19 protein-coding genes are annotated in these 15,664 nt (G+C 62.6%); 4 read left to right on the top strand and 15 right to left on the bottom strand.

Annotated features, from left to right (window positions below):
* Nucleotides 1–539: 539 nt before the first annotated feature.
* Nucleotides 540–917: a hypothetical protein gene (locus JQ609_RS31100; protein WP_212276510.1), complete on the top strand. Its 378-nt coding sequence runs from the start codon at nt 540–542 to the stop codon at nt 915–917.
* An 8-nt stretch (nt 918–925) separates the two neighbouring features.
* Here JQ609_RS31100 and JQ609_RS31105 read toward each other — a convergent pair whose 3' ends face one another.
* Nucleotides 926–2,572: a winged helix-turn-helix domain-containing tetratricopeptide repeat protein gene (locus JQ609_RS31105; protein WP_212276511.1), complete on the bottom strand. Its 1,647-nt coding sequence runs from the start codon at nt 2,570–2,572 to the stop codon at nt 926–928.
* 158 nt (nt 2,573–2,730) lie between these two features.
* On the opposite strand from JQ609_RS31105, the gene JQ609_RS31110 reads away from it, so the two are divergent.
* Both JQ609_RS31110 and mddA read left to right on the top strand, forming a co-directional pair.
* On the top strand, nt 2,731–3,063 hold the full coding sequence (locus JQ609_RS31110) for a hypothetical protein (protein WP_212276512.1): 333 nt from the start codon (nt 2,731–2,733) through the stop codon (nt 3,061–3,063).
* A gap of 55 nt (nt 3,064–3,118) precedes the next feature.
* Nucleotides 3,119–3,892, top strand: coding sequence for a methanethiol S-methyltransferase (mddA, locus tag JQ609_RS31115; RefSeq protein WP_212276513.1), 774 nt, complete (start codon nt 3,119–3,121; stop codon nt 3,890–3,892).
* Between the two features lie 111 nt (nt 3,893–4,003).
* Here the strand turns inward: mddA and JQ609_RS31120 are convergent, their stop codons facing one another.
* The 8 genes from JQ609_RS31120 to JQ609_RS31155 all read right to left on the bottom strand — a co-directional run bounded on the left by JQ609_RS31120 (nt 4,004) and on the right by JQ609_RS31155 (nt 9,256).
* Complete coding sequence (locus tag JQ609_RS31120) at nt 4,004–4,210, bottom strand: hypothetical protein (RefSeq protein ID WP_192740350.1); 207 nt, start codon at nt 4,208–4,210, stop codon at nt 4,004–4,006.
* Between the two features lie 71 nt (nt 4,211–4,281).
* Complete coding sequence (locus JQ609_RS31125; protein ID WP_212276545.1) at nt 4,282–5,481, bottom strand: hypothetical protein; 1,200 nt, start codon at nt 5,479–5,481, stop codon at nt 4,282–4,284.
* A 5-nt stretch (nt 5,482–5,486) separates the two neighbouring features.
* Nucleotides 5,487–6,524 (bottom strand): hypothetical protein, encoded by a 1,038-nt coding sequence (locus JQ609_RS31130; protein WP_212276514.1) that lies wholly within the window; start codon nt 6,522–6,524, stop codon nt 5,487–5,489.
* Nucleotides 6,525–6,756: 232 nt separating this feature from the next.
* Nucleotides 6,757–7,032 carry a YiaA/YiaB family inner membrane protein gene (locus JQ609_RS31135; RefSeq protein WP_192740352.1) on the bottom strand — a complete coding sequence of 92 codons (276 nt, stop codon included), beginning with the start codon at nt 7,030–7,032 and terminating at the stop codon, nt 6,757–6,759.
* A gap of 178 nt (nt 7,033–7,210) precedes the next feature.
* Entirely contained in the window at nt 7,211–7,600 is a 390-nt protein-coding gene (locus JQ609_RS31140; protein ID WP_212276515.1) for a hypothetical protein, read from the bottom strand.
* Between the two features lie 13 nt (nt 7,601–7,613).
* Nucleotides 7,614–8,018 carry a hypothetical protein gene (locus JQ609_RS31145; protein ID WP_212276516.1) on the bottom strand — a complete coding sequence of 135 codons (405 nt, stop codon included), beginning with the start codon at nt 8,016–8,018 and terminating at the stop codon, nt 7,614–7,616.
* Between the two features lie 188 nt (nt 8,019–8,206).
* Nucleotides 8,207–8,482 carry a YiaA/YiaB family inner membrane protein gene (locus JQ609_RS31150; protein ID WP_192740356.1) on the bottom strand — a complete coding sequence of 92 codons (276 nt, stop codon included), beginning with the start codon at nt 8,480–8,482 and terminating at the stop codon, nt 8,207–8,209.
* Between the two features lie 78 nt (nt 8,483–8,560).
* Nucleotides 8,561–9,256 (bottom strand): PspA/IM30 family protein, encoded by a 696-nt coding sequence (locus JQ609_RS31155; protein WP_212276517.1) that lies wholly within the window; start codon nt 9,254–9,256, stop codon nt 8,561–8,563.
* Between the two features lie 103 nt (nt 9,257–9,359).
* Between JQ609_RS31155 and JQ609_RS31160 the strand changes: the two genes are divergently transcribed.
* The gene (locus JQ609_RS31160; protein WP_212276518.1) at nt 9,360–9,956 is read left to right on the top strand and encodes a TetR/AcrR family transcriptional regulator; all 597 of its coding nucleotides are present in this window, start codon (nt 9,360–9,362) and stop codon (nt 9,954–9,956) included.
* Nucleotides 9,957–9,981: 25 nt separating this feature from the next.
* On the opposite strand, the gene JQ609_RS31165 is transcribed toward JQ609_RS31160, so the two are convergent.
* From JQ609_RS31165 to JQ609_RS31190, 6 genes are all read right to left on the bottom strand, one after another.
* Nucleotides 9,982–11,178: a DUF1963 domain-containing protein gene (locus JQ609_RS31165; protein WP_212276519.1), complete on the bottom strand. Its 1,197-nt coding sequence runs from the start codon at nt 11,176–11,178 to the stop codon at nt 9,982–9,984.
* Nucleotides 11,179–11,278: 100 nt separating this feature from the next.
* A complete protein-coding gene (locus tag JQ609_RS31170) occupies nt 11,279–11,608 on the bottom strand; it encodes a hypothetical protein (protein ID WP_212276520.1) in 330 nt (109 codons plus the stop codon).
* 215 nt (nt 11,609–11,823) lie between these two features.
* The gene (locus tag JQ609_RS31175; RefSeq protein ID WP_192740361.1) at nt 11,824–12,798 is read right to left on the bottom strand and encodes a quinone oxidoreductase family protein; all 975 of its coding nucleotides are present in this window, start codon (nt 12,796–12,798) and stop codon (nt 11,824–11,826) included.
* A gap of 51 nt (nt 12,799–12,849) precedes the next feature.
* Nucleotides 12,850–13,296 (bottom strand): Rieske (2Fe-2S) protein, encoded by a 447-nt coding sequence (locus JQ609_RS31180; RefSeq protein ID WP_192740362.1) that lies wholly within the window; start codon nt 13,294–13,296, stop codon nt 12,850–12,852.
* A 15-nt stretch (nt 13,297–13,311) separates the two neighbouring features.
* Nucleotides 13,312–14,424 carry an amidohydrolase family protein gene (locus JQ609_RS31185; RefSeq protein ID WP_212276521.1) on the bottom strand — a complete coding sequence of 371 codons (1,113 nt, stop codon included), beginning with the start codon at nt 14,422–14,424 and terminating at the stop codon, nt 13,312–13,314.
* Nucleotides 14,425–14,446: 22 nt separating this feature from the next.
* A complete protein-coding gene (locus JQ609_RS31190) occupies nt 14,447–15,508 on the bottom strand; it encodes an amidohydrolase family protein (RefSeq protein ID WP_212211429.1) in 1,062 nt (353 codons plus the stop codon).
* Between the last annotated feature and the right edge of the window lie 156 nt (nt 15,509–15,664).

The following is a 15,664-nucleotide window of genomic DNA, read 5'->3' on the forward strand; positions in this document are numbered from 1 at the left end:
GGCCTTCCCTGCGCAATGGCTTTACGGCTTATGCCGTGATCTCCCCGGAGACGAGTTCTTGGTTGACTCCGTCGCTGTCGTTCAGCTTTCGCCTACCCGACAGCTTGACACCTACAACGGGTGCCAGGACCACACGGTTTTGCCGTACGCTTAATCCACGCCATCGTCTCAGCGTAAACAAGCGTCCACCGCAACCCGCCCAACGTCCGTGACGACGGCCGACGCCCTTCTGAGTAGGACGGGATGGGCAAAGATATGCACCTGATTTGCCTTCCGGTAAACAGAAATATTTTTTATTTCGGGGCTTGACACGATTTCTGAAACTCAGAACTGATTTGCCCGTCGGGTTGAATTGTCGCACCCAACAATCAGCGCGGGGCACCGCGTAGGATGGGTGGAGCGAAGCGATACCCATCACTCGTAGGCTATGAAGGTGATGGGTTTCGCGGAGGGCTCAACCCATCCTGCAATTTCTGCTCCCTTACCCGACCTGGCGATAAGTGATAAGGATCATAGGCCAACTCGCACGGGAGCAGGTTGTGAAAGCATTCGGTCCGGCTGTCATGCTGGGCGTCATGGCGACGTTGTGGCCGGCGCGCGCGCTCGAGGTGAGCGGCACTTCCGGCTTTCTCGGGGAATGGGAAGTGACTGCCACCGTCACCGAAACGGCATCCGGGCGCATCAGGGACTACCGTGGCCCGCTCGTGCTGAAGCATATCGGCCTGTGCACGCAGGACGGCCCGGTGGAGAAAAAGGGCGAAATGCGGCTGCAGATTTCGGCTTCGTCCCAATTGAACGCGACATTGTCGATGCCGGGCACCGAATGCACGGCCAGCGGACCATTGTCTGATGGCTACAACGGCACCATGACCTGCTCCGACAAGCAGGTCATCCCGCTCAAGCTGCGGGTGAAATAGCCGCTTTCCTAGCCGCCGGATATGCCGGCGACGCGCAGGCCCGCGATGAACCGGTCGATGAAGCCCTGATCATTGCAGAAGAAGAGCTCCTGCCGCGCGGTATCGGTTTTGTAGCCCGGCTTGCGTTGCAGGAGTTCAGCGGCCACGGCTTCGGCCTGCGCCTTTTCGCCGAGACGGCCGAGCGAGGCTGCCAGTGTTGCAAACGCCCGATACGGGACATTGGGCTGCCGGGTTGCCCTGCGGGCAAACTCGACGGCGATGTCGTACTCACCGAGCGAGAAATGCGCCCAGGAGCGCACGTGGTGGAAACTCCAAAGATGGCTGTCGCGCGGACTGAGCATGGTCGCTCGATCGAGCAGCGTTTCCGCTTCGATCTCCCGCCCGTACCACAGTAGATTGAACCCTTGCGCAAAATACCCTTGCGCAAAGCTTGGATTGAGTTCCAGCGACAGGTCGATCGCTGCCAGCGCTTCATCATTCTGACGGGTCAGGCACAGCGCGCGGCCGAGCACGCAGTGACAAAAACAATCGAGGTCGTCGAGCGCCACGGAGACACGCGCCTGGCGCAACGCCGTCTCCAGCCGCGCCGGGCGATCCCTGGGATCGTCATACAGCGAGCGCTGAACATTGACGTAGCCGAGCGCGCCATGGCCGCGGGCGAAATCCGGATCGGCTTCGATCGCGCGCCTGAAATAGGCCTCCGCCTGGTCAAACCCCGGTGTGGTAAATCGCCATAGATTCCATAGGCCGCGCTGGTAGCAATCCCAGGCATCCAGGCTTTCCGGCGCCTTGCGGGCAGCGAGCTGCTGCTCGACCTTCGACAGCTCCGGTTCGATCGTGGCCGCGATCTGCCGCGCCATTTCTTCCTGGATATCGAAAATATTCTCGAGCTGGAGATCGTATTTGTCGGACCAAAGCTGTTTTCCGTCTGCAGCACGGGCCAGTTCCGCCGTGATCCTGACCGCGTCGCGACTCTTGCGAACGCTGCCGGACATCACATAACTCACGCCGAGCTGGTCACCGACCTCACGCGCATCGACCACGCGCCCCCCGAATCCGACCGTTGAGTGGCGCGAGATCACGGAAAGCCAGCGATTGCGCGCCAGCAGGCGGATGATGTCTTCGGTCAGGCCGTAGCTGAAATAGTCGTTCTCCGGGTCATTCGACATGTTCTCAAACGGCAGCACCGCGATCGACGATCGCGCGGTGGCTTCCGCCTTTACGACTTCCGAGACGACATCGTCGAGATGAGACACGTCGGTGGCAATCGAGACCCGCGCGGGAGCGACACTCGCTGACGCGGTATCGTCAGGCGCAAGCCTGACCGCATCGGCATCCGACGCGGCGACCGCCTGAACATCGCCGACGAACCGGAAGCCGCGCCGGTGCAATGTCCTGATAAAAAGCTGATCCGTTCCGTTGTCGCCAAGCACGCGTCTTGCGCCATTGATGCGGCTGGAGAACGCGGCTTCCGAGATCACCCGGCCATGCCAGACCGTGTCGATCAACTCATCCTTGCTGACAACCCGGTCATGGTTGCGCACCAGATGGACAATGACATCGAAGACCTGAGGCTCGATGTGGACGGACACACCCTCGCGGCGCAGCTCGTGTTGGCCAAGGTCGATCTCGAAATTGGAAAATCGGTATTTCATTACCACCTCAGCCGAGGCCGCGCCACAATCCTCAGCATTGCAGATCGAAATCAACCTCTGGCGGAGGAAAAACCAACGTCTCCTGAAGGAGTCCGCCAAGCGTGAGGGCGCAGTTCAATTTACAGACGGGTCAAGGATCATACAACCGGAGACGACCCATGATCGGCTCATCTGATTTCCACGCTTACGGATATTCCGCCAGACGGCCCGTTGCCGCACGGCAACGCGGCCAGCATCATGCCATGCGGGCGCTTGCGCCGTTCCAATCCACGACGACGCCAACCCTGCTGAGGAAGATCCTCGTCCTGGCCGCGCGCCTGAGGCGCTTCCTCAATGGCCAGGTGGCGGCCGCGATCGCCCACCATGAGCGAGAGGCCGCGTCGATCGCGCAGCGCAAGCTCGATCAACGCCGACTGGACAAGGCCCGCATCTACTGCGGCCCGCTCGACCAGGTCCTGGCTGCAGCGAGGCAGCGCAAGCGCGCCGCCTGACACGGCTTGAACGAAGCGATTTCCGAGTAACTGCATATTTCTAAGGAGATTGAAGATGTCGATTACGATGCAAACAGGTACGCCTCCTGCCATCCCTTCCTTTGCGATGAGAATGCTGGCCCTCTGTTACGGCGGCCTCGCCTATCTGATTTTCCTCGGCACGTTCCTGTACGCGGTCGGCTTCGTCTCGCAATTGGTCGTGCCCAAGACAATCAATAGCGGCCCGGCCGCTTCGCTGCCGACGGCGTTGCTGATCAACCTGATCCTGATGTCGATCTTCGCCGTGCAGCACAGCGGCATGGCGCGGCAGGGCTTCAAAAGACTGTTCGCGCGCTTCGCCTCACCGGCGATCGAGCGCTCTACCTACGTCCTGCTCGCCAGCCTCAGCCTGATCCTGCTGTTCTGGCAGTGGCAGCCGATGCCGGCGGTGGTCTGGAACATCGAAGGCCCCGTGTTCGCCGCCGTCGTGACCGCGATTGGCTTCATGGGCTGGCTTATCGTGCTCTACAGCACCTTCCTGATCAGCCATTTCGAGCTGTTCGGATTGACGCAGGTGGTGGCGCATTTCGCCGGACGCCTGACCGCGCCCATCGCGTTCAGGACGCCGGGGCTGTACAGCCTGATCCGGCATCCGATCTACCTCGGCTTTATCATCGCCTTCTGGTCAACGCCTGTCATGACGCTGGGGCATTTGCTGTTCGCGTCCGTGACGACGGCCTACATCTTCGTCGGCATCTGGCTGGAAGAGCGCGACCTGGTCGCGTTCTTCGGCGACGAATATCGCAAGTATCGCGAACGGGTCGCCATGTTGCTGCCGGGCCTGTTCTGAACCAGGAATAGGGATTCATTGTCTTCGTCATTGCGAGCGCATCGAAGCAATCCATGGCGCTCCAAGCCGAAGCATGGATTGCTTCGCTGCGCTCGCAATGACGGCCTGGCGTCACAGCGTCTCTTGCTTGTGGCCGCATTGCTTGCAGGCGAATTTGACGCGGGTGGCACCTTTTTCGGCCTGCAGGCGGTTTGGCGCGCCGCATTTGCCGCAAGTCGTCTCGATCCGCGTATTGCCCTGCTTGATGGTCAGGTTTCTCTTTTCCATGGTCTCGCGGATCAGGCGCTCGGCCTCCTCGCGCATCGCTTGCTTGTCCATCAGCCGCACCTGTCATGAAGAACGCTTGCCGCGTAACATGTCAGGCACCTAACACATTTTGATGTCGCCAGTCACGCCGCTTCCGGCGTCAATGCGAGGATGCGCCGCACCAGCGCGAGCGCGGTTTCGGTGGCGGGATCGGCGGAAATGACGGGAACGGCCAGCACCAGCAGATCGACCGGTTGATGCGACAAAATAATCACATGCGTGGCATTGCCGGCCTTCATCAGCGACATCAACCGTTCGACCGCGGGATCCGTCGCGGCAAGCCCCCATGGCGCTTCGGGACGGCGCAACACCCGGCGCGTCGAGAGCAGGTTCCGCAGCAGTGGCGGATCGTAGGCGGCAAGGTCGCTTTCGCGGTAGCGCCGGGCACTTTCGAACATCGGATGGCGCGCCAGTTCCTCGATCAATTCGTCGCGGGTACGGGCCGCGGACGCCGCGACGGAATTCAAAACGCCGGGCACCTGCGCTTCGAACAGCGCGCGCAGCGTATCGGTCATCAGGCCGATGGTCAGCACGCCCGCAATCGCGATCGCGCAAAAGCGCATGATCTGCGCGGCATCGACATCCGGCGACACGCAGGCGGCTGCCGCACCCAGCAATGCGGAACTCACCAGCCGCAGCGCCGTCATCAGGATACCCTGCCGCCGCGTTTCGGTGCCGCTGCCTGCGATCAGGACGGCGGTGACGACCAATAGCGCGCCGAGCGCGCCGAGCCGAACCGGCATATCAGGCGCGAGCGCCTGATAATCCGTGACGATGAAGGGGATCACGATCAGCGCGCCGGCCGCGAGGCGGCCGATGCTGCGGTTTTCGGAGGCCAGCAGCGAGGTACGATCCCGCGTCGCCAACAGCCACGCACAAACGACAAATCCCGTAAGTTGGAATATCGCCAGCGCGATCGCATAAGGCGTCGTGTAGCTCTCCAGCCCGAACACGCCGCCGAGGCCGATCACGACAGCGCCCGCCAATGCCGCGATCTTGGCCGCACGCGGCGCGTGACGCCGCAAAATGCCTTCGGTGACAATCAGCGCGCCGAGCGGCAGCAGCGCTGCCGGAATCAAAGAGAGCCGATCGAGCAGCGCGCTGCCGGTCCACCAGGCAATGCCGCGTGTGAAGAACAATAGCGCGACCACGCCAAGCAGCAGGAGCAGGCGCAGGGTCAATGGGCTCCTGGGATCGCGCCGATAGAGCGCGAACATGGCGACGCAAAGCCCGAGCGCGCCGCAGAGATTGACGATGGAATCGGCGATCACGCCTGATGGCATCGGGCTCATCGGCCGCTCCCTCGCGGCCGCAGGGTGCCGAACGCGCGCGTATCGTCCATCCAGTGCATCACAGGAAGCACCAGGCGTTGCAGCGCCAGCACGGCCGAGGCCGCCAGCAGCGCCGGCATCGAACCGGCCGGCACCTCGCGCTGCAGGTAGCGCCGCGCGCCGGCGAGATCGACGCGGCCGAGCTGCAGCACATCGTCGCCCCTGGCGTAGTCAAGCTCGCGCAGGCAATACGCGTTGTAGTGCTCGTCGCGATGCTTTGGCGCGACGTCCCAGGATTTCTTCAGCGCGTCAGATCCGCCGGTATAGGCGTCGGTGATGACGAAGCGCGTCTCGTCGAACCCGGCCTCATCACCGACGCCGAACACCGCGCGATGGTGCCGCATGATGCCGCGCGCCAGTTGCAGATGGGCAAAGCTCTGCCGTGCGCCGGCATCGGCCGAAGGGTATACATCCGAAAACGTGTCGCAGACCATGCCGAACACGGAAGGCACCTGCGTGACGTTCGAGATCCATTTCGGACGAAACCCGTCGCGGGCGAACAGCACCAGCGTGGTCAGGCCGTACAGAACCCAGGACAGCCCCTGCCCCTGCACGTCAGGGTCGACCATCACGAGGCCGAGATGGGTGACCTCTTGCTCCTCGCCGTCGAGCTCGACGGACATCACCGACAGCGCGTTGAAGGCGATCGGGCGGCCGGTGGCTTCTTCACGGATCAGCGTGACGATAGCGCGCGACAGGCGTTCGCGCTCGCCGGAGAAGATGCCGTAGGTGAGGCTGCCCGCCGGCAGGGTCTTGCCGGCGACGGTGCGCAAATCCGCGACCAGTGCGTCGAGATCCTGTTGCGATAGCGACAGACCCGGGCTTTCGACGATCCGCGTCTGCAGGCCGGTATGGGTGCGCAAGGTGAGATCTATGGTTTCCTGCGAGAACGCCTTCAGCCAGAACGCGCCATAGCTGCGCAGGCGCCCGGCCGCGGAGCTGATCTGCCCGAGGCCATGACGGATCGCCGAATTGCCGCTCCCAGAAGACGCCATGCCACCTGCCCGCACCCGATCCGGATTTGTGCGCCGGGCCCGTTAAGGAGCCATGAGTGCGGCACGTTGCGGTGGCGAGAGGGTAAACGATGTGTTGGCGGCGTCAAACAATCCGCAGGGCAAACATCAAGGCAGACATCGAGGCAGACATCGTGCCGGACGACAAACGGCGGATGCCGAAGCACCCGCCGTCTGCCTTCGCCAGCCACGGCGCTCAGGTTACGTGGACCGATTACGTTGATTTGGAAACTTCCATCAGCAGCCGCTCGGCCTTGGCGTCCTCGAGACGGTTCACCATCCGGTCGCTCTCGTGCATGTCGCGCACCGTCTTGGTCAGGGTGACGCAGCACTGCACGAGCATCAGGATGCCCATCGTGAGATAGCCCTTGATCCAGAGATCGACTGGGAGGAAGTAGACGCCGACGGCGACCATGAAGGCCGAGGCCGCGAACGAGACATAGGTGAAGGTGACCCACGCGTTGCTGTGGTGCTGGACGTTCTGGTTCATGGCGCCATCCTGCTGATGCGGCTGAAATGAAGGACCCCGGTCCCGGCCCGGTGACGAAAATCCCGTTGCGGAACTTCCGCCAGCGATTTCTGCGCCCGCGCCAGTTAAGGAGATATGATTAAAGCACCCTCAGGTTGCGCAAGGGTAAACGATAGATTGAGCGGCCATTTCAAATGATTCATGACGTGGAACCGCTGACGTCGTCGGGCCGGGTTTTGTTGGCGTTATAGTCGTGCGCAAGCAACGAGCACACGCCCATGCAGAATGCGCCGCCGAGCCCGAACGGCACCGACATGTCCTGCGGCATCGGTCCAAGCAGGGCGCGCGGCAGCAGCATGGCCGCCGCCGCGCCGACCAGCGCCGTCACGGGCGCCCTCAGCAGAAGCGGCATCGCGCGGGCCAGTTGTCCATCAAGGATCCCCACGATCGCCGATACCGGCAAGGTGAAGAAGAACAACGCCAACGCGATGGGCGGGACAAAGCTTTCAAAGGGCATTCCAACCGCGACCCAGGTCGTCAGAACGACCGACAACGGGCCCAGCAGCAGGAAGACAAACGGTCGGCTCATTGAAGTCAGTCCTTCATTGCAGATGGCTACGGCCATATTCGTGCGACAGCACTGAGCATACGCCCATACAGAATGCGCCGCCGATCGCAAGCGACACCGACATCTCCTGCGGCAGCGGTCCGAGCAAAGCGGCCGGCAGACCAATGGCGGCCACGGCGCCGACGATCGCGATCAGGGGCGCCCGCAAGAAGATCGACAAGGTGCGGGACAGGATGCCGTCGACGAGCCCGGTGATTGCCGATACCAGCAGGGCGATGACAAACACCTGCTTGCCGATAAGCACGAGCCAGGCGTTAAGTCCCCCGCTCGCAACGTCGGGTGCCAAGGCGACGAGAACTCCAAGGATCGGACCCAGCAACAGGAACACGAGCGCCCGTCGCGGCGACGGTGGATCGGCCCATGCCGGCCCGCCGCGCATGCTATCATCATCGAGAGAATTCTCAGAAGATACGTGCATCGTCGTTACCTTTCTCATGCCTTGGCGTGGAGTTCGCGCGGGATACGGCTTCGACACAATCGTTGATAGGCCGGGGCGCCCCCCGGGGGAAACGAGCGGCGGACGCTAAAAGCATCCACCGCCCGCGTTCGCCAGCACGCGCCACAGGTTTACGCGGCCTTCGAAACTTCCATCAGCAGGCGCTCGGCTTTCGCATCTTCGATGCGGTTCACCAGCTTGCCGCTTTCGTGCATGTCACGGACGGTCTTGGTCAGGGTGACGCAGCACTGGACCATCATGATGATGCCCATCGTGAGATAGCCCTTCATCCAGAGATCGATCGGCAGATAGAACAGGCCGACGGCGACCATGAAGACGGAGGCGGCGAACGAAACATAGGTGAAGGTGACCCAGGCATTGCTGTGGGGTTGGACATTCTGGTTCATGATAATCTCCTGTGTGTGGACGTTTGAAGTTGGGTGTTACGGCACTGAGTTCGATTGAGCTCGGTTCACAAAGTAAGTTCAGGTCGTTTGCGCACGCTTGGCGCTCAGCCGCGCGAGCACGTCGTCAGCGGTCGACTTCAGTCGTGGTCCAAAGCCCTGTTCGGCGAGCTTCTCGGCGGTCGCCAGCGGTCCAGAGGCGGCGTCGAGTTCGATCAGGGCTTCGTCGGCGGCCTGGGCTTCCATCTGCCGTTCGCGCAGACGCTTCAGCGTCCGCTCGGCTTCCGGCAGCGTGGCCTCGTAAGGCCGCGTCGCTTCCACCCCGCCGCGGCGCATGGCGCGAACCGCTTCGGACGCACGGGCGATGCGGCGACCGCGATCGAGCTCGGTGATCCGCGACTCCGCACCGGCGACCTGGCGCTTCATCCGCGTGATTTCGGACGCGAACAGCGTGCGCGCGGTCATCGCGGCGTCGCGGTCGGCTTCGAGATTGGCGATGGCTTGCGCGGCCTCGCGGGCGAGATCTTCCCGGCCGGCATCAAGCGCCGCGGTGGTGCGCACTTCGAGATCGGCGATCCGGGCGTTGGTGGCGTCGAGCCGGCGGCCCTCCTGCTGATCGCCGGCGATCGCCAGCGCCAACGTGCGCTTGGAACGCTCGACCGCCGCGGCGGCGTCGCGCATCTGCTGGTCGAGGATCAGAAGCGCCGAGCGGTCCTCCAGTTCTTCTTCCGCCGCAGCCACGCTGCCCCGGAAAAGCGTCAAAACAGTTTTGAACATTTGCAGCTCCCTGTGTTATGAGCGTTGCTCATGAACGTGTTGTAGCACATCTTGAGCATTGCTCAAGAACTATTTTGAGCATTGCTCAAGAAAAATGGAAGACATGTCTAAAGTACTGGAAAGACGAGCAAAATTACGCGAGGATTTGATCCTGGCGGCGGAACGGAGCATTTCCGCGGGCGGTTTGGGGGCCCTGAAGACGCGAGAACTGGCGCGGGAAATCGGCTGCGCCAATGGCGCGGTCTATAATCTGGTCGACGATATGGACGAACTGGTCCTGCTGGTGGGATCGCGCACGCTGCGGCGGCTCGATGCTACGCTGAGCGAGGCCGAAAGCGCGGGTCCCCCCTCGCCGACCGAGACGCTGGTGCGCATTGCGGTCGCCTATTGCGATTTCGCCGCCGAAAATCTCGAACTCTGGCGCGCGCTGTTCGAACACCGCATGACGCCGGGCAAACCGATACCGGAATGGGCGGTCAGCGAGCAGATGGAGCTGTTCCGTCACATCTTCCAGCCGCTCGCTTCGTTGCTGCCGTCACGATCTCCAGGCGAACTCGGCGTCACCGCGCGCAGCCTGTTCTCCGCGGTGCACGGCATGGTGCTGCTCGGCCTCGAACAGAAGCTGATCGCGGTGCCGGTCGAGGCGCTGCGCGCGGAGATCGCAGTGATCGTGCGGGCGATGGTGAAGGGGCTGACCTAGGCCGCGTACTCATTAATCAGGGCGGTTAAACGGCGCAATGGCGGATCAATTGGCCCTCGTCGAACAGGCCTTGCGCGATGCGGTCGCGCGGGCACCAGATCGAGAGCCCGTACTCGTGCTCCGATTTTGTCTCGAGCAGCTCATCGGCGAAGATGCTGATGACGCAATCCTGCCCGCGCAAATCTTCCCAATTGTTTGAAAACTCCGGCTCGATCCCGAACAGCCGGTGGCCGCGCCAGCCGGTCTCGCGCATCTCGACGAAGGGACGGTAACACGACGGGAGTTCGTCATAGCTTTCGCCATGGCGGAGGCGCGGATGCTGCCGCAGGATCGCGTCCCAGACCGCCACGGCCCTGCCCGCGAGCATGTGCTTCGACATGTGCGGCTGCATCTCGTTATGCAGCTCAAGGCGCAAGCGCATGATTGCGCCCAATGCGTCCCTGTCGATAGTCTCGTCCTGGGTCTTTGAGAGCGCAAGGTCGCGCCAGGATTCGAGGGCCGCGATCACGCTCGGCGCCTTGCGTTTGAGGACGCCGTAATGCGCAACCTTGTTGCGGATGACCTCCTTGAGATCCTGTTCGCGGGCCTGATCCTGAGGCAAGCGTTCCCGCCAGGCGAAGAACTGCAAGCCGTCGTTCAGATCGAATGTGAGGCTGCGGATGACCCACTCAGCTTCGAGCGCGGCGATACCCCAATTGACGATCCAGTCGAGCGGCGATTTGAAGCGATCCGCGAGTGACGCCGGGCGTTCGTCGCCGGTGTCGAGATACGCAGTCGGGGTGACGGGCCGGCGGAGAAACGTTCGACCTTCGCCGAAGAATCCGTGCTTTCTGACCGGCGCGAGGTCGTCGGGCGGCGGAAGGATTACCGCCTGGGAAATCTGGGCTGCGCTCAGGATCCGGCAGGCCCAGGATTTTCCGATGAAGACCAGCAGGGCACCTTCGGCCGGCAATCCCGGCGGCCGCGATCCGGTCTGCGGTTCAGCCTTCAACGACGCGAGGTCAATCTGGGCAATGAAGTGGAGCGGCGTTCCGTCCGTGTCTTTCGGCCATTCGAAATTGCGCGGCGCTTTGGGCGCGCCGCCGATCCACGACGTGGCGTCGTCGGAACGGTCGAACGGCGAGTGGAACAGCAGGGCCCAGGCCGGCAGCTGTTTTGCACGGTCCGGGTCGCCTGCGCGCTCAAATAATTCGGCTAGCCAACTGTCGTCGTCATCATCCATTGGCTTGAGACCTCGATTGAATGCGAAATAGTTTGGAAGCGGCGGCTGTCGTTCAGCTTGCGGCGATCCGTCCAGGGCTGCGCGTTAATGAGTCCATGTCCTAGTTGTGCAACGATGCCGGCCGCGCCGGCTGCGGCGCCCATGCCCGGCCGAGGAAAGCCAGCGCATGGAGTAAGCCGCACACGAACCAGCCCAGCGTCAGCGCGAGGAAGGACAGCGGCCTGAACATCGCGAGGATGTCGGCCAGCGACAAATAATGTCCCGCGATCGCGCTGTTGTAGATCTGCGCTGAAACCGCCAGCAGAAGCGCGCCGATCAGGACAAAGAAAGCGGCGCGTTGCGATCTGGTGAGCCACCGCATGGCAAGGAAATACAGCGGCGACGCGAACGCCCCCGCCATCAAGCCGCCGACTATCCAGAAATCCGTCATCTCAGCCCCTGAGTTATCGCAACCAGAGATACACAGGAGGCGTTGAGGGGCCGTGCGGGCGTGAAGGCGGATTTTAGTAAAGTTTTACGTGGTCGGTCAGACCAACGAGGAACGCCGTCATGCCCGGGCTTGACCCGGGCATCCACGACTTACTTTTGTATACCGGCAAAGTCGTGGATGGTGGTCAAGCCCGGCCATGACGAAAAGCGGCAGCCTCACACCGTCAGAACCGTCGACCCGGTGGTCTTGCGTGCAGCGAGATCGGCATGCGCCTTTGCCGCGTCCTTTAGCGGATAGGTCTGATGCACCTCGATCTTGACCGCGCCTGATTTCACGACCTCGAACAGTTCGTTGGCCATCGCGACGAGATTTTCGCGCTTGGCGGCGTAGGTGAACAGCGTCGGGCGGGTGACGTAGAGCGATCCCTTCGCAGCCAGCAGGCCGAGATTGAGCGGTTCGACCGGACCGGAGGCCGCACCGAACAGCGCGGCGACGCCAAGCGGCGCAAGACAATCGAGCGATTTCAGGAACGTGTCCTTGCCGACGGAATCATAAACCACCGGCACCTTGGCGCCGCCGGTGATTTCGTCGACGCGTTTCACGAAATCCTCCTTGGTGTAGATGATCGTGTGGGCGCAGCCATGGGCCTGCGCGAGCTTCGCCTTCTCCTCGCTGCCGACGGTGCCGATCACGGTGGCGCCGAGATGCTTGGCCCACTGGCCGAGGATCAGGCCGACGCCGCCGGCGGCGGCATGCAGCAGGATGGTATCGCCGGATTTGACGCGATAGGTCTGGCGGATCAGGTACTGCGTCGTCAGGCCCTTCAGCATCATCGCGGCCGCGGTCTTGTCATCGATCCCATCGGGCAGTTTCAGCAGCCGATCGGCAGGAATCAGCCGCGCCTCGGAATAGGCCCCGAGCGGTGAGGCACCGTAGGCGACGCGATCGCCGGGCTTCAGATCGGTGACGCCGCTGCCGACTTCCTCGACCACGCCGGCGCCCTCGCTGCCGAGCCCGCTCGGCAGCTGCTGAGGATAGACCCCCGAACGGTTGTAGATGTCGACGAAGTTCAAACCGACCGCGGTGTGGCGGATGCGCGCCTCGCCCGGACCGGGCTTGCCAACCTGGACTTCCTCCCAGACCAGAACCTCGGGACCGCCGGTCTTGTGAAAACGAATGGCGTGCGTCATGGGATGCTTTTTCCTTCGGTGGGATGAAAAAGAGAAAGATGTTGCGGCGGTTCAGGTCTCGATGATGACGTAGCTGTCCTCGACATGGACCGCAAAGGTCTCGGCCACATAGGGGCCCTTCTCGAGGTCTTCAAGACCTTTGGCAAGTTCTTGAGTAAGCTCTTCGCCGCGTTCGATCGCAACCGGGTAGGAACGGATCTTGACGCGCTTCGGATCGAAATAGGATTGGCCGTTGCGCATGTCGAATTCCCAGCCGTGCCAGGCGCATCGGAGCAACTCGCCGACGCGCGAGCGCTGATAGACGCCGGGCTCCGGCGAGGTCAACCGCGCCACGCACGCCGCCTTCTCCAGCGGCGCACCAGCGTGCGGACAGCGATTGAGCAGCGCAAAGAACTCGCCATTGACGTGGAACACGACGATGTCGCGGCCCTCGACGCCAAAGACCTTGTTGCCGCCGGGCGGGATGTCTGACGTGCGGGCGACGATGTGCCGGGTCATGTCTCGCTTAAACCATCATAACTTATAGACCGCGCGGGCATTGCTGCTGAAGATTTTCTGCCGCTCGATCTCCGACAGCGGTGTCCTGAACGCGAAGCGCGGATCGTCAAAATCCCAGTGCGGATAATCCGACGAGAACAGCAGGCGATCGACACCGACCCATTCGATCAGTGAGCGCAAATGTTTTGCCTCATCCGGCTCGTCGATCGGCTGTGTCGTGAACCAGAAATGCTCCTTCACATATTCCGACGGCTTGCGCTTCAGATGCGGCACCTCGCTGCGGAAGGTTTCAAAATGCCGGTCCATCCGCCACATGGCAGGCGGGATCCAGCCGAAGCCACCTTCGATGAACACGATCTTCAGTTTGGGGAAACGTTCGGGAATGCCTTCGAGCACGAGGCTGCAGAGCATCGACGCCATGGTATGCGCGTTGCTCTGGTGCTCCTCGGCATAATATGACGGCCAGCCGCCGCCGGTCGGCGCGTGCCCGCCATAGCCGCCGACGTGAATGCCGAGCGGCAGGCCGAGTTCCTGGGCGCGCTCATAGATCGGCCAGTAACGCCGCCGTCCCAGCGGTTCGTTGGCGCGCGGGCAGACATTGATCTGCACGTAGCGGCCGATCTTGGCGCAACGCTCGATCTCGGCGATCGCAAGCGCCGTGTCGTCCTGGCCGGCGAGGATCGAGGCTTTCAATCGCGGATCGCGATCGGACCAGAAGGCAAGCTGCCAGTCGTTGATGGCGCGCTGGATCGCGGCCCCGAATTCCAGGTTCTGCTGCGAGAAGATGAAGAGGTCGAGCACCTGCAAAATGCCGTACTCGACATCGAGCGGATCGAGGTGCTGCTTCTGCATGAAGGCGAGATCGGAGCCGGGAGGCCCGCCGGTCGGCGGCCACGCGTCACGCCGCGCGATCAAGGGCGAGGAGCGCGGATAGGGCGTGGTGCCGATATAGGGCGTACGCAGATGGCTGCCATATTCCCTGAAGTGCTGTTGCCAGCGCTTCGTCATGAACTGGTCGAGGTCGGTATGCGCATGGATGCTTGGATGCACGTCGCAATCGATGATGCGCAGCCGGCTCTTGGCGGCGACTTCCTGTTCCAGAATCGGGCGGTCGATGACGTCGCTCATGCGATCCTCCTTATGAGGTAGTTCAAGCCGCAAGCTTCAGCCGCGGAAACGTTTCAAGTGGATTGTCGACGCACATACGCGAAACGATACTGGCCGGCAGATGCGGCGGCATGGCGTCATCGCCGTCGAACTGCCAGTGCGGATAATCGGACGCAAACAGGAACATCTTGTCGGAACCGATCTGCTCGATGATATCGGCGACACCAGCCGCATCCGGCGGGCCATCGAACGGCTGCATCGTCACGCGAAAATGGTCGCGGATGATCGAGGCCGGCTCGCGCTCGACCCAGGGCACCTCGACGCGCACGCCGCGCCAGGTCTTGTTGGCGCGCCACATGAAGGCGGGCAGCCAGCTGACGCCTGATTCCATCAGCACCACTTTGAGGCCGGGGAATTTGCCGAACACGCCTTCATAGACCAGACTCAGTATCTGGGCCTGAAACGCCTGCGCCTCCATCAAATAAAATTCGTAGCGGTAGGACGGCCAGCCGATCGAACTCGGCGCGCCGCGATACTGGCTGCCGGCATGGATGGCGATGGGGAGTTTGTGTTTCTCGGCCGCCTGGTACACCGGCCAGAAGTGCCGCTTGCCGAGCAGCTGATCGCCCTGCGCCAGCACCAGCACGGAGACAAACCGCTGATCGCCGGCAAGCCGCTCGATTTCCTCGACCGCGAGATCCGGCGCCTGCATCGGCACGACGATCGAGGCGCGCAGCCGCTTGTCCTTCGACAGCCACTCGGCCGCGATCCAGTCGTTGATCGCCTTGCAGAAGGCGGCGGCCATATAGGGATCGAACACCGCCTGCGCGCCGTAGAGCACGTTGCAGATGGCGTGGCTGGCGCCGAGCTGGTCGAATGCACCGCGCTGCACCATCGCCAAATCACTGCCCGGTTTGCCCGTGGCGGGGCGCCAGTCGGCGCGGCCGGACAGCGGCATGCTCGGCGGATAGGAATTGAGATCGAGGCCGTCGATGGCGCGGCTGACGACCTGCTCTTTCCAGTGATCATCGAGATAGGGCAGCAGCGTGGTGCGGGTTCCGCCCACCGCGGGATGGATGTCGCAGTCGATCCGCGTGGCCGCCATGGCGTTTCCCTGGGATATCTCGTTATTGGCGACCGTTCCGCCGCGCCGCAAATGTGCCGCCGATGCCCCGGCAGCGCAAGGGTCGAGCGTGGAAACCGACCGGGTGGCAGACATTGGGTGGACGCATAGCGAGCGATATGCGCGGCCTTGCGGCAC

This window comes from Bradyrhizobium sp. AUGA SZCCT0169 (assembly GCF_018130085.1).
Lineage (GTDB): Bacteria > Pseudomonadota > Alphaproteobacteria > Rhizobiales > Xanthobacteraceae > Bradyrhizobium.

What these genes read in the sequence shown, in the direction of transcription:
- JQ609_RS31190 (WP_212211429.1), bottom strand. Translation starts at nt 15,508, where the DNA reads ATGGCGGCCACGCGGATCGACTGCGACATCCATCCCGCGGTGGGCGGA.
- JQ609_RS31160 (WP_212276518.1), top strand. Translation starts at nt 9,360, where the DNA reads ATGTCTAAAGTACTGGAAAGACGAGCAAAATTACGCGAGGATTTGATC.
- JQ609_RS31175 (WP_192740361.1), bottom strand. Translation starts at nt 12,798, where the DNA reads ATGACGCACGCCATTCGTTTTCACAAGACCGGCGGTCCCGAGGTTCTG.
- JQ609_RS31130 (WP_212276514.1), bottom strand. Translation starts at nt 6,524, where the DNA reads ATGGCGTCTTCTGGGAGCGGCAATTCGGCGATCCGTCATGGCCTCGGG.
- mddA (WP_212276513.1), top strand. Translation starts at nt 3,119, where the DNA reads ATGTCGATTACGATGCAAACAGGTACGCCTCCTGCCATCCCTTCCTTT.
- JQ609_RS31145 (WP_212276516.1), bottom strand. Translation starts at nt 8,018, where the DNA reads ATGCGCGGCGGGCCGGCATGGGCCGATCCACCGTCGCCGCGACGGGCG.
- JQ609_RS31170 (WP_212276520.1), bottom strand. Translation starts at nt 11,608, where the DNA reads ATGACGGATTTCTGGATAGTCGGCGGCTTGATGGCGGGGGCGTTCGCG.
- JQ609_RS31165 (WP_212276519.1), bottom strand. Translation starts at nt 11,178, where the DNA reads ATGGATGATGACGACGACAGTTGGCTAGCCGAATTATTTGAGCGCGCA.
- JQ609_RS31120 (WP_192740350.1), bottom strand. Translation starts at nt 4,210, where the DNA reads ATGGACAAGCAAGCGATGCGCGAGGAGGCCGAGCGCCTGATCCGCGAG.
- JQ609_RS31125 (WP_212276545.1), bottom strand. Translation starts at nt 5,481, where the DNA reads ATGCCATCAGGCGTGATCGCCGATTCCATCGTCAATCTCTGCGGCGCG.
- JQ609_RS31180 (WP_192740362.1), bottom strand. Translation starts at nt 13,296, where the DNA reads ATGACCCGGCACATCGTCGCCCGCACGTCAGACATCCCGCCCGGCGGC.
- JQ609_RS31150 (WP_192740356.1), bottom strand. Translation starts at nt 8,482, where the DNA reads ATGAACCAGAATGTCCAACCCCACAGCAATGCCTGGGTCACCTTCACC.
- JQ609_RS31110 (WP_212276512.1), top strand. Translation starts at nt 2,731, where the DNA reads ATGATCGGCTCATCTGATTTCCACGCTTACGGATATTCCGCCAGACGG.
- JQ609_RS31135 (WP_192740352.1), bottom strand. Translation starts at nt 7,032, where the DNA reads ATGAACCAGAACGTCCAGCACCACAGCAACGCGTGGGTCACCTTCACC.
- JQ609_RS31140 (WP_212276515.1), bottom strand. Translation starts at nt 7,600, where the DNA reads ATGAGCCGACCGTTTGTCTTCCTGCTGCTGGGCCCGTTGTCGGTCGTT.
- JQ609_RS31155 (WP_212276517.1), bottom strand. Translation starts at nt 9,256, where the DNA reads ATGTTCAAAACTGTTTTGACGCTTTTCCGGGGCAGCGTGGCTGCGGCG.
- JQ609_RS31105 (WP_212276511.1), bottom strand. Translation starts at nt 2,572, where the DNA reads ATGAAATACCGATTTTCCAATTTCGAGATCGACCTTGGCCAACACGAG.
- JQ609_RS31185 (WP_212276521.1), bottom strand. Translation starts at nt 14,424, where the DNA reads ATGAGCGACGTCATCGACCGCCCGATTCTGGAACAGGAAGTCGCCGCC.